Annotated in this window: 11 protein-coding genes; 3 read left to right on the top strand and 8 right to left on the bottom strand. The window is 69.0% G+C overall.

Translation table 11 applies throughout. From position 1 onward, the window contains the following. Positions 1-38: 38 nt before the first annotated feature. Positions 39-800 carry a sulfite exporter TauE/SafE family protein gene (locus SM757_RS28235; protein WP_066338017.1) on the bottom strand — a complete coding sequence of 254 codons (762 nt, stop codon included), beginning with the start codon at positions 798-800 and terminating at the stop codon, positions 39-41. Between the two features lie 137 nt (positions 801-937). Beyond that, on the bottom strand, positions 938-2749 hold the full coding sequence (locus tag SM757_RS28240) for a GMC family oxidoreductase (protein WP_322467909.1): 1812 nt from the start codon (positions 2747-2749) through the stop codon (positions 938-940). Between the two features lie 414 nt (positions 2750-3163). On the opposite strand from SM757_RS28240, the gene SM757_RS28245 reads away from it, so the two are divergent. Beyond that, positions 3164-3670 (top strand): RNA recognition motif domain-containing protein, encoded by a 507-nt coding sequence (locus SM757_RS28245; protein ID WP_322467910.1) that lies wholly within the window; start codon positions 3164-3166, stop codon positions 3668-3670. A gap of 161 nt (positions 3671-3831) precedes the next feature. On the opposite strand, the gene SM757_RS28250 is transcribed toward SM757_RS28245, so the two are convergent. The 4 genes from SM757_RS28250 to SM757_RS28265 are packed head-to-tail and all read right to left on the bottom strand — an operon-like array spanning position 3832 to position 6864. Beyond that, positions 3832-4605, bottom strand: a complete 774-nt coding sequence (locus SM757_RS28250) for an SDR family oxidoreductase (RefSeq protein WP_322467911.1) — start codon at positions 4603-4605, stop codon at positions 3832-3834. Positions 4606-4626: 21 nt separating this feature from the next. Then, positions 4627-5292, bottom strand: coding sequence for an LPS export ABC transporter periplasmic protein LptC (gene lptC / locus SM757_RS28255; RefSeq protein ID WP_322467912.1), 666 nt, complete (start codon positions 5290-5292; stop codon positions 4627-4629). 13 nt (positions 5293-5305) lie between these two features. Continuing rightward, entirely contained in the window at positions 5306-5878 is a 573-nt protein-coding gene (locus SM757_RS28260; protein WP_066338019.1) for a KdsC family phosphatase, read from the bottom strand. Continuing rightward, positions 5878-6864, bottom strand: a complete 987-nt coding sequence (locus SM757_RS28265) for a KpsF/GutQ family sugar-phosphate isomerase (protein WP_066338020.1) — start codon at positions 6862-6864, stop codon at positions 5878-5880. Before SM757_RS28265 ends, SM757_RS28260 begins: the two co-directional genes overlap by 1 nt. An 85-nt stretch (positions 6865-6949) precedes the next feature. Between SM757_RS28265 and SM757_RS28270 the strand changes: the two genes are divergently transcribed. Beyond that, positions 6950-8950, top strand: a complete 2001-nt coding sequence (locus tag SM757_RS28270; protein ID WP_322467913.1) for a cation:proton antiporter domain-containing protein — start codon at positions 6950-6952, stop codon at positions 8948-8950. A gap of 120 nt (positions 8951-9070) precedes the next feature. Then, on the top strand, positions 9071-9682 hold the full coding sequence (locus SM757_RS28275) for an NUDIX hydrolase (RefSeq protein WP_322467914.1): 612 nt from the start codon (positions 9071-9073) through the stop codon (positions 9680-9682). A 561-nt stretch (positions 9683-10243) separates the two neighbouring features. Here the strand turns inward: SM757_RS28275 and mnmE are convergent. Next, entirely contained in the window at positions 10244-11650 is a 1407-nt protein-coding gene (gene mnmE, locus SM757_RS28280) for a tRNA uridine-5-carboxymethylaminomethyl(34) synthesis GTPase MnmE (RefSeq protein WP_322467915.1), read from the bottom strand. A 78-nt stretch (positions 11651-11728) separates the two neighbouring features. After that, on the bottom strand, positions 11729-13170 hold a 1442-nt coding region (gene yidC / locus SM757_RS28285; protein WP_322467916.1), incomplete at its 5' end, for a membrane protein insertase YidC.

Here is a 13170-nt window from a genome sequence, read left to right on the forward strand (position 1 = left end):
GGTAAGCGGGCCGGCGCTCGTGCCAATGCCCGCGCGGCTTAAAGCCGTAACGCGTCCAGGCCGGTCTTGAGGATGAGCACGCTCACCACGGCGATGAAGGCCACCCGCACGAAGCCCGCGCCGTGGCGCAGCGCCAGCCGCGTGCCCAACAGGCTGCCGCCTACGTTGGCCACCGCCAGCACCGGCGCCACGTGCCACCAGACGTGCCCCTTGGGCGCAAACAGCGCCAGCGCCGCGACGTTGGTGGCCAGATTGAGCAACTTGGCGCTGGCCGAGGCGTGCAGGAAGTCGTAGCCCAGCACGCGGACGAACAGAAACACGAAAAAGCTGCCCGTGCCCGGTCCGAAGAAACCGTCGTAAAAACCCACCACCGCGCCCACCGCCGCGGCGGCCAGCGCCTCATGGTGGCCCACGAAGCGCGGCTTGTGCGTGCGGCCCAAGTCCTTGCGCATGAGCGTGTAGGCCAGCACCGCCACCAGCACCAGCGGCAGCGCACGCTTGAGGCCCGTCGGGTCCACCTGCGTGACGGCCCAAGCACCGGTGAAGGCCGCCAGCAGCGCCGCCGCCACGGCCGGCCACAGCGCACGCATGTTGAGCTTCACGCGGCGCGCGTACTGGCTGTAGGCCCAGGCCGTGCCCCACACCGAGGCGCTCTTGTTGGTGCCCAACAGCGTCGCAGGCACCGCCTGCGGATAAACCGCGAACAGCGAAGGCGTGAGCACTAGACCGCCGCCGCCCACAATGGCGTCAATGAAACCAGCCAAGGCCGACGCCATGGCAACCAACAGCAAATCAGACATCGGGAACAACCACTGCCGCGGCGCAAAGCGCACCGCGGTGAGACGGGGAAGAGAAACGACAGGGACGAAAAAAAGGCGCCGGATGAACCGGCGCCTTTGAATTGTGACAGCGGGCCGCCTTCCGGGCGGCGCTTCGCTCACTTGATTGAGTCGTTCTGAAAAGTCTCCTCGGCCTCCGTCCAGACAACGCCTGCCAAGGGGGCGGCGCTGCTGCGAGTGGGCGCAATGTAATCATTGCCTGTGATGCCAACATCGGTATTTACCCGATTCACTGTGTCGTCAGACGTCGCATCACGTATCCATTGCGCGGCGCGCTCGGCAATCATGAGCGTGGGCGAGTTGGTGTTGCCGCTGGTGATGGTGGGCATCACGCTGGCATCGGCCACACGCAGTCCGCGCACGCCGCGCAGGCGCAGCCGGCTGTCGACCACCGCCATTGCGTCGTCGACGCGTCCCATGCGGCAGGTGCCCACGGGGTGGAAGATGGTGGTGCCTATGTCGCCGGCCAGGCGCGCAAGCTCCTCGTCGCTCTGGAACTGCACGCCGGGGCGGAACTCCTGCGGCGCATAGGGCGCCAGCGCCGGCATGCCGACGATGCGCCGCGTCAGGCGCAGCGACTCGGCGGCGATGCGGCGGTCCCGCTCGGTGCTGAGGTAGTTGGCGCGAATGGAGGGCGCCTGCGCAGGGTCGGTGGAGACGATATGCACGTGACCGCGCGAGCTGGGATTGAGGTTGCAGACGCTGGCGGTGAAGGCATCGAATGCGTGCAGCGGCTCGCCGAAGGCGTCCAGCGACAGCGGCTGCACGTGGTACTGCAGGTCCGGCCAGGGCTGCGACGGGTCCGAGCGCGTGAAGGCGCCCAACTGCGAGGGCGCCATGCTCATTGGGCCGCTGCGCTTGAGCAGGTATTCCAGGCCGATGCGCGCCTTGCCCGCGAGCGAGCCGGCCAGCGTGTTGAGCGTGCGCACGCCACGCACCTTGAACACGGCGCGGATCTGCAAGTGGTCCTGCAGGTTGCCGCCCACGCCAGGCAGTTCGTGACGCACCTCCAGACCCAGACCGTGCAGCAGCGGCGCCGGACCTATGCCGGAGTGCTGCAGCAGTGCCGGCGTGCCAATGGCGCCGCTGCAAAGCACCACTTCACGCGCGGCGCGCACGCGCAGCGGCGCACTGCCACCGCCCAGCCGCATCTCAATACCGGTGGCGCGCTGCACGCCGTCGCCATCGCGCTCCAGCAGCACGCGCGTGACGGTGGCGCCGGTCTGCACGTGCAGGTTGGGGCGGCGCCGTGCCGGCTTTAGGAAAGCTTTGGCCGCGTTCCAGCGCACACCGCCACGCTGGTTGACCTCGAAATAGCCCACACCTTCGTTATTGCCGCGGTTGAAATCCGCCGTGGCCGGGATACCGGCCTGCTGCGCCGCCCGTGCGAAGGCATCCAGGATGTCCCAGCGCAGCCGCTGACGCTCCACGCGCCACTCGCCGCCTGCGCGCGCGCCGCTGGAGTCCAAGCCCGGCGCGGCGTGCATGTCGTCGGCGCCGCGCCAGTGATCCTCGTGGCGCAGGAAGTAGGGCAGGCACTGCTCCCAGGCCCAGGCCGAGTCGCCGCAGTCCTGCGCCCATTGGGCGTAGTCGCGGGCTTGGCCGCGCATGTAGATCATCCCGTTGATGCTGGAGCAGCCGCCCAGTACCTTGCCGCGCGGGTAGCGCAGCCGGCGACCGTTGAGCCCAGGGTCGGCCTCGGTGTGGAAAAGCCAGTCTGTGCGCGGGTTGCCTATGCAGTAGAGGTAGCCCACGGGGATGTGGATCCACAGGTAGTTGTCGCGTCCGCCCGCCTCTACCAGCAGTACGCGCCGTGCGGGGTTGGCACTGAGCCGGTTGGCCAGCAGGCAGCCGGCCGTACCGGCGCCCACGACGATGTAGTCGTAGAGGGAGCTTGTCTCGTCGCTCATGATTTTTATTGATGGAAACCCGGCGCGCGTTTGGTGCGCCGAGAAGGAGCATGCCTTGTTTCCGTGCACTGAAACAGGAAACCGGTAGGCGTAGGAAAATTGGCTCGACAGCGATGGGAAGGCCGTGGACAAAGGATTTTTTGGCTTTTTTGCCGCGGGCGATCAAGGATGAGTTGCTCTCGCTACCTGTCGGTTTTGGAGCGCCGGAGCTAGAGCTATTGAGGGTCTCCCGAGGCTGCTACGGGTTTTCACTCAACCCGCAATACAACATTTAACTTCCGCAGGGCGTGTGGCGCGAAAAGATTCCTTGATAATGGTTCGCCTGTGTCTGGATGCGGCGCCTTCGGTTGAGTGGTTCACGATGGGTTGAAGCTCCACATGGTATTGAGTGAGTGATTGGAAAGGGGCTTCCCCATGGGAAATAAGCTGTATGTAGGCAACTTGGCCTACAGCGTCCGTGATGATTCGTTGCACGAGGCGTTCTCTCAATTCGGTGCTGTGACCTCCGCAAAGGTCATGATGGACCGTGAAACCGGCCGTTCGAAGGGCTTCGGCTTTGTCGAAATGGGCTCGGATGCCGAGGCGCAAGCCGCCATCAACGGCATGAATGGTCAAGCCCTGGAAGGCCGGGCGATCGTCGTCAATGAAGCCCGTCCGCGTGAAGAGCGCCCGGGTGGCTTCGGCGGCGGCGGTGGCCGTGGCGGCTTCGGCGGCGGCGGTGGCGGCAGCTACGGTGGTGGCGGCGGTGGCTACGGCGGCGGCGGTGGTGGCTACGGTGGCGGCGGCGGTAGCCGTGGCGGCTACGGCGGCGGTGGTGGCGGTGGTGGCCGCAGCCCCTACGGTGGTGGCGGCGGCGGTGGCCGTGGCGGCTACGGCGGCGGTGGCCGCGGTGGCTACGGTGGCGGCAGCAGCGGCTACTGATCCCGGTTGAATTGCAGGCCGGTCCTCTCTCGGATCGGCCTTCAGCCCAAGGGCGCTGGTGGAAACACCAGCGCCCTTTTGCTTTTCGCCATGCTGTTTCGTGCGCGCCGACGGCAGGGCTGCGCCGTCCGCAGGGTGCTGAAGGTTTGTGCGTGAAAGCGCTACTGCGCCCGCCGCGGCTTGCGCGGCCGGCCGGCGAAGAGGCGGTCGAACAGCGCGTTGGGCAGCAGCCGCAGCAGCTTGGCCACCAGCGCCATCGGCCAGGGAATGACACGGTAGCTGTCGCCCGCGTTGATGGCACGCCAGGCGCTGGCGGCAAAGGCCTCAGGCGTCATCAGAAACGGCATGGGGTAGGGATTGCCCTGCGTCAGCGGCGTGTCCACATAACCCGGGCTGACGGTGAGCACGCGCACGCCGTGCGGGCGGCACTCGCCGCGCAAGCTTTCGCAGTACGCCACCGCCGCGGCCTTGCTGGCGCAGTAGGCACCGTGGCCGGGCAGCCCGCGTAGGGCCGCCACGCTGCCCATGCCCACCAGCGTGCCGGCACGGCGCTCGCGCATGGCGGCGATGAAGGGGTGAAATGTCGCCGCCAGGCCAAGCACGTTGATCTCCAAGGTGTCCTGCAGCACCTGCAGATCCTCGAAATCGGCGCTGTCCATGCCCACGCTGATGCCGGCATTGGCGATGACCACGTCCGGCACCCCGTGCGCCGCGATGCAGGCGCGTCCCATCTCGGCCATGGCCCGCGTGTCGCGCACGTCCGCGCCATAGAGGGCGATACGCCCGCGCGCCTGCGGCAGGCTCTCGGCCCAGGCGTGCAACAGCTCCACGCGGCGGGCCACCAGGACGACCCGGTCGCCCGCCTCCAGCGCATGCGCCGCCAGCGCCTGTCCAATGCCGCTGGAAGCCCCAGTGATGAGAACGAGCCGCCTCACGGACACATGGATGCCGGCTCTTCAGCGCCGGCGGCCCGGCGGGTCCAGCCGGGCGCGCATCGGTCCTGTGAGCTGCGCCAGGCCGCTGCGGTGATCGTAGTCCACGCCGGCGGCGCGCATGTCATTGCTGCCCTGCAGGACCTGCACGGGCTGGTCGGTGACCACGCGCTTGGTCTCGGTAAAGAAGGTCAGCAGCTCGCTGCGGATTTCCAGCGGCGGCTGGCCGTCCAGCGCCTCGCGCACCACCACCGCGTTGCCCATGAGCTGCACCTGCGTGCCCTTGCCGTTGCTCAGGGCGCGGCGCGCCGTGGCACGCATCACGGTGCCGTCCTCGCCCAAGGAGCGGATGCGCACCTCGTCCACTTCGAACGTGTCGTTGTCCGGGTAGTGGCGCATCTGCGTGCCCTCGATCTGCACCTGCAGCGCCCCCTGCGGCGTGAAGCGCTGCGTTTTGAAGCCCTGCATGGTGTAGTCCGGCACGTGCCGAACGGCCGCTTCGCTGCCGGGCTCCGGTGCGTTGGGCGTGCTCTTGACCAGCCACCAGGTGGCCAGCGCCAGCAGCGCCATGAGCAGCAGCGGCAGGTAGCCCAGCACGCACTCGCGCAGGCGCAGCGGCCAGGGCATGCGCACGGCCGGGCGCGCCGGCGGCGTAGGAAGGCTCAGCGGATCGTCGTCCAGTGCCAGCACGTTCAGCGACCCTTCAGCGCGCGTCCAGCGTGGTGAGATGGCCGTCCAGCAGCGCCGCGTAGCGGCCGCTGGCCACCAGCAGCAGGTCGCAGAACTCCCGCGCCGCACCCTCGCCGCCGCGCGCGGCCGTGACGTGATGCGCCCGCGCGCGCGCCTCGGCATGGGCATTGGCCGGCGCGCAGGCAAAGCCCGCACGCGCCAGCAGCGGCAGGTCCGGCCAGTCGTCGCCCATGACGGCCAGCTCGTCCCAGCCCACGCCCAGGCCGTCGAGCAGTTGCTGCGCCACCGCCAGCTTGTCCTTGACGCCGTAGTGCGCGTGCTGCAGCCCCAGGTCGGCCACACGGCGGCGCACGGCCGCCGAGTCGCGCCCGGTGATGACCACCGGGACGATGCCGCCCTGCGCCAGCAGCTTGAGCCCCTGCCCGTCCAGCACGCTGAAGGCCTTGAACGTCTCGCCGGACTCGCCGATGTAGAGGCTGCCGTCGGTGAGCACGCCGTCCACGTCGAAGATGGCCACGCGCATGCCCAGCCCCGGGCCCTGGGCCTTGAGCAGCAGCTCAGGTGCGAAAGTCAGTGCGGGCTGCATCAGATGACCTTGGCCCGCATCAGATCGTTGCTGTTGAGCGCGCCGGCCAGGCGGCCGCCGGCGTCCACCACCAGCACGCTGGTAACGCGGTGCTGCTCCATCAGGTCGGCGGCTTCCACGGCCAGGGCGTCCTCGCGCACGCGCTTGGGATTCCCATGCATGACGTCGGCCGCGGTGAGCGCGCGCAGCTCGGCGCCGCGCTCTATGAGGCGGCGCAGGTCGCCGTCGGTGAAGATGCCCAGGATGCCGCCGTGCTCATCGGTCACGGCGGTGAAGCCCAGGCCCTTGCCCGTCATCTCGCGCAGCAGGGTGTTGAAGTCGGCCTGCGGCCCAACGCGCGGCACGGCGTCGCCGCTGCGCATGAGGTCGCTCACCAGGACGAGCAGCTTGCGGCCCAGCGCGCCGCCGGGGTGGGAGCGGGCGAAGTCCGCCTCCTTGAAGCCACGCGCGTCCAGCAGCGCCACGGCCAGCGCGTCGCCGTAGGCCATTTGCGCCGTGGTGCTGGCCGTGGGGGCCAGGTTGAGCGGGCAGGCTTCGAGCTCCACGCCGCTGTCCAGCACCACGTCGGCAAAGCGCGCCAGCGTGGAGCCGGCCCGCCCGGTGAGCGCCACCAGCGGCACCAGCAGCCGCTTGAGCACGGGCAGGATGACGTTGAACTCGTCGCTCTCGCCGGAGTTGGAGATGGCCAGCACCACGTCGCTGGCCGTGACCATGCCCAAGTCGCCGTGGCTGGCCTCGGCCGGGTGGACGAACATGGCCGGCGTGCCGGTGGAGGCCAGGGTGGCGGCGATCTTGCGGCCCACGTGGCCACTCTTGCCCATGCCCATCACCACCACGCGGCCGCGGCAGTCCAGCATCAGGCGCGCGGCGCGGGCAAAGGCATCGTCGCGCTGCACGCGCTCCTTGAGCGCCAGCAGAGCGCGCGCCTCGATGTCGAAAGTCTGCGCGGCCAGGGCCAGCGCGCGTTGGTTGTCCAGGGCTTTCACTTGCGGGGGGTCCGATAGAGTGCGGGATTCTAGGTGGCAGGCCGCTTGTGCTTGCGCGCCGTGCCGCCGTCTCCCGTTGCTGTCCATGGCCTCCACTCTCGAAGTCGTCCTTCTCTATCTCGTCGCCGCCGTGCTCGGCGTGGTGCTGTGTCGCTCCATGAAGCTGCCGCCCATGCTGGGCTACCTGGCCGTGGGCGTGCTCATTGGGCCCAACGCCCTGGCCCTGGCCAAGGACAGCGCGGGCGTGAAGTACCTGGCCGAGTTCGGCGTGGTCTTCCTGATGTTCGCCATCGGCCTGGAATTCAACCTGCCCAAGCTGCGCAGCATGCGCACCCTGGTGTTCGGCCTGGGGATGTCGCAGGTGGTGCTGACCATGGTCGGCGCCGTGCTGGGCCATTTCCTGCTGCTGTTCGCCTTCTCGTTCACGGCGCAGGCCTGGGAGCTGTCGTGGCAAGGCGCGGTGGCGCTGGGTGGCGCCATCGCCATGTCCAGCACCGCCATCGTCGTGAAGCTCATGGCCGAGCGGCTGGAGCTGGAGAGCGAGCACGGGCGCCGGGTGCTGGGCATCCTGCTGTTCCAGGACTTGGCCGTGGTGCCGCTGCTGGTGCTCATCCCGGCGCTGGGCGACAGCGGCGGCGAGCTGTGGCGCTCGCTGGGCCTGGCGCTGCTCAAGGCGGCGGCGCTGCTTGGGCTGCTGCTGTCGGGCGGCCAGAAGCTCATGCGCTGGTGGCTCACGCTGGTGGCACGGCGCAAGAGCGAGGAGCTCTTCGTCCTGAACCTGCTGCTGGTGACGCTGGGCCTGGCCTGGCTCACCGAGCACGTCGGGCTGTCGCTGGCGCTGGGCGCCTTCGTGGCGGGCATGCTCATCGCCGAGACCGAATACAAGCACCAGGTGGAGACGGACATCCGCCCCTTCCACGACGTGCTGCTGGGCCTGTTCTTCATCACGATAGGCATGAAGCTCGACGGCCGCCCCATGCTCACCCAGTGGCCGCTGGTGCTGCTGCTGTCCACGCTGCCGCTGCTGGCCAAGTTCGTCCTGGTGGCGGGGCTGGCGCGCGTCTTCCGCGCACCGCCCGGCGTGGCGCTGCGCACGGGCCTGTACCTGGCGCAGGCGGGCGAGTTCGGCTTCGTGCTGCTGACGCTGAGCACGGAGCACGGGCTGATCGATCCCAAGTGGGTGAGCCCGGTACTGGCCAGCATGGTGCTGTCCATGCTGGTGACGCCCTTCGTGATCATGCATGCCGACCGCATCGTGATGCGGCTCTCCGCCACGGACTGGATGATGCAGTCGGTGCAGCTGACCTCCATCGCCAAGAAGTCCATGCGCAACGAGGCGCACGTGATCATCTGCGGCTACGGGCGCAGCGGGCAGACGCTGGCGCGGCTGCTGGAGGCCGAGCACATCCCCTACATGGCGCTGGACCTGGACCCCGACCGCGTGCGCCAGGCCGCGGCTGCCGGCCAGAGCGTGGTCTTTGGCGACGCGGCGCGGCTGCGCAGCCTCATGGCCGCGGGCCTGGCCCGCGCCAGCGCCGTGGTGGTGAGCTACCACGACACGCCCTCGGCGCTGCGGGTCTTGAGCCTCGTGCACGAGCACGCGCCGCACGTGCCGGTGGTGGTGCGCACGGTGGACGACAGCGACCTGGAAACGCTGCGCGCCGCCGGTGCCACCGAGGTGGTGCCGGAGTCGCTGGAAGGCTCCCTCATGCTGGCCAGCCACGCGCTGGCGCTGGTGGGCGTGCCCGTGCGCCGCGTCATCCGCCTCACGCGCGACGCGCGCGATGCGCGCTACGGCCTGCTGCGCGGCTTCTTCCACGGCGCCGACGACGACCAGACGCTGGAGGAGCGCCAGCAGGCGCGGCTGGCCACGGTCAACCTGCCCGCGGCCGCCGCCAGCCTGGACCAGACCCTGGGCGACCTGGCGCTGCACGCGCTGGGCGTGCGCACCCTCTCCATCCGCCGCGCCGCCGGCCAGGTGGTGCCCGCCAACGACGCCATCGTCCTGCACTCCGGCGACACGCTGGTGCTCTCCGGCATGCCGGAAGCCCTGGCCCTGGCCGAGGACAAGCTGCTGCGCGGCTGACGCGCACGGCCAGCCGCTCGCGCGCCCTGCGGGCGCCGGCCTTGCCGGTAGCCGCATCCGTTGCCGTCCCAAGCAATGCCACCCGCCATGTCGCCTGCCCCGGTTTTTCATCCCCGCCCCATGGAAGACGGCAGGCCCGTGCCGCTGCACCACCCCAGCGCGCCCACGCCGCTGGCCACTTGGCTGGACGCGCAGGCCATTGCCACCGCCGTCCCCGACGGCCCGCTGCCGGCGCTGCTCAACGGCGTGCCGCTGGCGCCCGCCACGGCACTGCCCACCGACGCGGCCGGCTGGGAAGCGCTGGCCGCCGCCTCGCCCGCCTTCGACGAGCCGCCCTACCCCGCCGTGTCCACCTTGCAAGCCGCCGCCGGCGTGGCCATTGAGGAAAGCGACGGCCGCCTCTGGCTGGTGGCGCCCAGCAACGCCCACGGCGGCTACGCCTGCACGCTGCCCAAGGGCCGTGTCGATCCGGGGCTGTCGCTGCGCGCCACCGCGGTGAAGGAGGCGCTGGAGGAAGCCGGGTTGCTGGTGCAACTCCAGGGTTTCCTGGCCGATTGCCGCCGCACCCAGACGCTCACCCGCTACTACCTCGCCCGCCGCATCGCCGGCCACCCCGGCGCCATGTGCTGGGAATCCCAGGCCGTGCACCTGGTGCCGCGCGCGCGGCTGGACGACTTCCTCACCCACCCCAGCGACGCGCCGCTGCTGCGGCTGCTGGGATCGGCCGGCTGACAATCGGTCCGCCCCAGGCGGTGCCGCACCCAAATGAACAAGGCTGTGGACAGTCGCGTGGACAACTTTCGCTTGTCCACAAGCCCCATGGCATCGCCCCAAGTTGTTGTATCGGCGGCATGCGCCAAGGCGCTGTTCAACACACAGGCTTGTGCTCGCCGCAAGCGGTTGACAACTCAGGGAATAAACAGGTTATCCACAGAAAGGGGGGAGCCTCTACCACGACCACCAATTCAAATTTCATTCATCAGGAAAGAGAAATCAACGTTCCCTTCAAGCTCACCAGAACAAGGCAACTGCGCAAGACGAAAACCGCATGAATTCTTGTTTTACAGGGTCTTAGAAGAACTAACTACCAACAAAAGGCTGTTGAGAACGTGTGAATCACTACTTTGAATGTGAATAATCCGTAGAAAATTCGGAGTTAGTTTCCGCCCTCAAGCTCAACTGGACACAAAAAAGCCCGCGCAAGGCGGGCCAGGAAAGCTCGTGAAAGATTTCACGGTGACGAGGCCGTTCGGCGCCCGGGCCAGGAGGCCCCACCGTGGCGCCGCAGCCACGTCACTTGCCGATACAGAAGCGGCTGAAGATTTCGCCGAGTAAATCGTCGGCGGAGAAGGCGCCCGTGATCTCGCCCAACGCGTTATGCGCCAGGCGCAGCTCCTCGGCGAAGAGGTCCAGCGGCGGTTGCGGCGAGTCGATGTGCGCCGCGGCGTACTCCAGGTGCTCGCGTGTGCGGTGCAGCGCCTGCACGTGGCGTGTGCGGGCGATGAAGACCCCTTCCGGGCTCGCGTGCCAGCCCGCGCGCTCCAACAAGGCGGCGCGCAGGACGTCCAGGCCCTGCCCGCTCTTGGCGCACAGGGCGAGGCTGCCGGCGGGCGCGCTGCCCAGGTCGGCCTTGTTGTAGACGTGCAGCACGCGCTCGGCGCCGGCTTGGGCGCTGTCCAGCCCTAGGCGCTGGGCGATCTGGGCCTCCGCCGCGTCGTAGTCCGCTTCGCCCAGGCGGGAGAGGTCGTGCAGGAAGATCACCGCGTCGGCCTCCTGGATGGCCTGCCAGCTGCGCTCTATGCCTATGCGCTCCACCTCGTCGGCGTGCTCCTCGCGCAGGCCGGCGGTGTCTATGACGTGCAGCGGCACGCCCTGGATCTGTATCGTCTCGCGCACCCGGTCGCGCGTGGTGCCTGCGATGGGCGTGACGATGGCCAGCTCCGCCCCCGCCAGCGCGTTGAGCAGGGAGCTCTTGCCCACGTTGGGCTGGCCGGCCAGCACCACCTTGATGCCCTCGCGCAGCAGCGCACCCTGGCGCGCGCGGTCCAGCACGCCGTCCAGTGTGGCGGTGATGCGCGTGAGCTGCCCGCGCGCGTCGGCCTGCTGCAGGAAGTCGATCTCCTCCTCGGGGAAGTCCAGCGTCGCCTCCACCAGCATGCGCAGCTTTACAACCCGCTCGCGCAGCGTCTCGATCTCCACGGAGAAGGCACCGCTCAGGGACCGGCCCGCCGAGCGCGCCGCGGCCTCGGTGCTGGCGTCTATGAGGTCGGCCACGGCCTCGGCTTGGGCCAGGTCCAGCTTGCCGTTGAGGAAGGCCCGCTCGGTGAACTCGCCCGGCTCGGCCAGGCGCAGCCGCGGCAGCAGGGCGCGGCCGTCGGCACCGGGCCCGGCGGCCACTTGCAGGCAGCGCGCCAGCAGCAGTTGCAGCAGCACGGGGCCGCCGTGCGCCTGCAGCTCCAGCACGTCCTCGCCGGTGTAGGACTGGGGGCCGGGGAAGAACAGGGCCAGGCCCTGGTCGATGGGCTGGCCGTCCTCGGCCAGGAAAGGGCCGTAGGCGGCGTGGCGCGGCTTCAGCGCGCGGCCGCAGAGCGTCTCGGCCAGGGGCGCGAGGCCGCGGCCGGAGACGCGGACGATGCCCACCGCGCCGCGCCCGGGCGCGGTGGCGATGGCGACGATGGGGTCCTGGTGGCGGGCAAGCATGGTTCGGATTGTGGAGCGCCAAAGAAAACGCCCCGCGGTGGGCGGGGCGTCGGAGTCAGGGCGTGAAGGCTGGGGGCCTTACTTGGTCACGCCCAATCGCTTGTTGATCACGTACTGCTGCGCGATGGACAGCAGGTTGTTGGTCAGCCAGTACAGCACCAGGCCGGCCGGGAAGGTGAAGAACATCACCGAGAACACCAGCGGCATGATCCACATCATCTTGGCCTGCGTGGGGTCCGGCGGCGTGGGGTTCAGCCAGGTCTGCAGCAGCGTGGAGGCCGTCATCAGCAGCGGCAGGATGTAGAACGGGTCCTTGGCCGAGAGGTCGGTGATCCAGCCCAGCCAGGGCGCGTTGCGCATCTCCACCGAGCTCAGCAGCACCCAGTACAGGGCGATGAAGAAGGGCATCTGGATGAAGATGGGCAGGCAGCCGCCCAGCGGGTTGACCTTCTCCTCGCGGTAGATGCGCATCATCTCGGTCTGCATCTTCTGCGGGTCGCTCTTGTAGCGCTCGCGCAGTTCCTGCACCCGCGGGTTGACCGCCTTCATCTTCGCCATCGACTTGTAGGCGTTAGCGTTGAGCCAATAGAAGGCGATCTTGAGCAGGACGACCAGGGCGATGATGGACCAGCCCCAGTTCTTCAGCACGCTGTGCAGCTTGTCCAGCAGCCAGAACAGCGGCTTGGACAGGATGGCGAAGTAGCCGTAGTCCTTGACCAGCTCCAGGCCCGGGGCGATGGCTTCCAGGCGCTTTTCCTCCTGCGGGCCGGCGAAGAGCTGCGTGTCCTGGGCCTTGGTGGCGCCGGGGGCGACTTCGCCCAGCGGCAGCACCATGGCGATGGAGTACAGGTCCTCGGCGAGCTTGGCGCTGCGGAACTCGCGCGGCTGCGGCTGGTTCACCAGCCAGGCCGAGGCGTAGTAGTGCTGGACCATGGCGACCCAGCCGCTGTCGGCGCGCTTCTCGAAATCGGCCGTGCCCTTGGCGAGGTCCTTGAAGTCCACCTTCTGGTACTTCTTGACGTCGGTGTAGACGGCCGGGCCGGTGAAGGTCGAGTAGAACGACGAGCCGCCGGGCAGCGCCTTGTTGTCGCGCACCAGTTGCAGGTAGAGCTGCGGCGCCACGGGAGCGGCGGAGCGGTTGATGACCTCGTGGCGCACGCCCACCGTGTACTCGCCGCGGCGGAAGGTGTAGGTCTTGACCAGCTGCACGCCATTGACCTCGGCGGACTCGAAGCGAACCTGCAGCTCGTTGCCGTCCTTGAGCTCACGCGCGCCCGGGGCCACCGTCATGGGCGTGAGGTGGGTGGGCAGTGGCGCGCCGGTGGCCGAGACCAGGCCGGTCTGGGCCAGGTAGGTGCGCTCGGCGCTGCGGTCGAACAGGACGACGCGCTTGTTCGGGTCGTGGTCGTCCGCTTGCGTGAGCAGCTCCAGGCGCACGAGGTCGCCGCCCAAGCTGCTGAGCGTGGCCTTGACCACGTCGGTGGTGATGGTCACGTTCTCGGCCGCGGCCGGTGCGGCTG

The organism is Azohydromonas lata, from assembly GCF_034427735.1.
GTDB classification, from domain to species: domain Bacteria; phylum Pseudomonadota; class Gammaproteobacteria; order Burkholderiales; family Burkholderiaceae_C; genus Azohydromonas; species Azohydromonas lata.

Excerpts from the sequence above, each read along its gene's own strand:
- SM757_RS28235 (WP_066338017.1), bottom strand. The coding sequence starts at position 800 with ATGTCTGATTTGCTGTTGGTTGCCATGGCGTCGGCCTTGGCTGGTTTC.
- SM757_RS28240 (WP_322467909.1), bottom strand. The coding sequence starts at position 2,749 with ATGAGCGACGAGACAAGCTCCCTCTACGACTACATCGTCGTGGGCGCC.
- SM757_RS28245 (WP_322467910.1), top strand. The coding sequence starts at position 3,164 with ATGGGAAATAAGCTGTATGTAGGCAACTTGGCCTACAGCGTCCGTGAT.
- SM757_RS28260 (WP_066338019.1), bottom strand. The coding sequence starts at position 5,878 with ATGCAGCCCGCACTGACTTTCGCACCTGAGCTGCTGCTCAAGGCCCAG.
- SM757_RS28270 (WP_322467913.1), top strand. The coding sequence starts at position 6,950 with ATGGCCTCCACTCTCGAAGTCGTCCTTCTCTATCTCGTCGCCGCCGTG.
- SM757_RS28275 (WP_322467914.1), top strand. The coding sequence starts at position 9,071 with ATGGAAGACGGCAGGCCCGTGCCGCTGCACCACCCCAGCGCGCCCACG.
- mnmE (WP_322467915.1), bottom strand. The coding sequence starts at position 11,650 with ATGCTTGCCCGCCACCAGGACCCCATCGTCGCCATCGCCACCGCGCCC.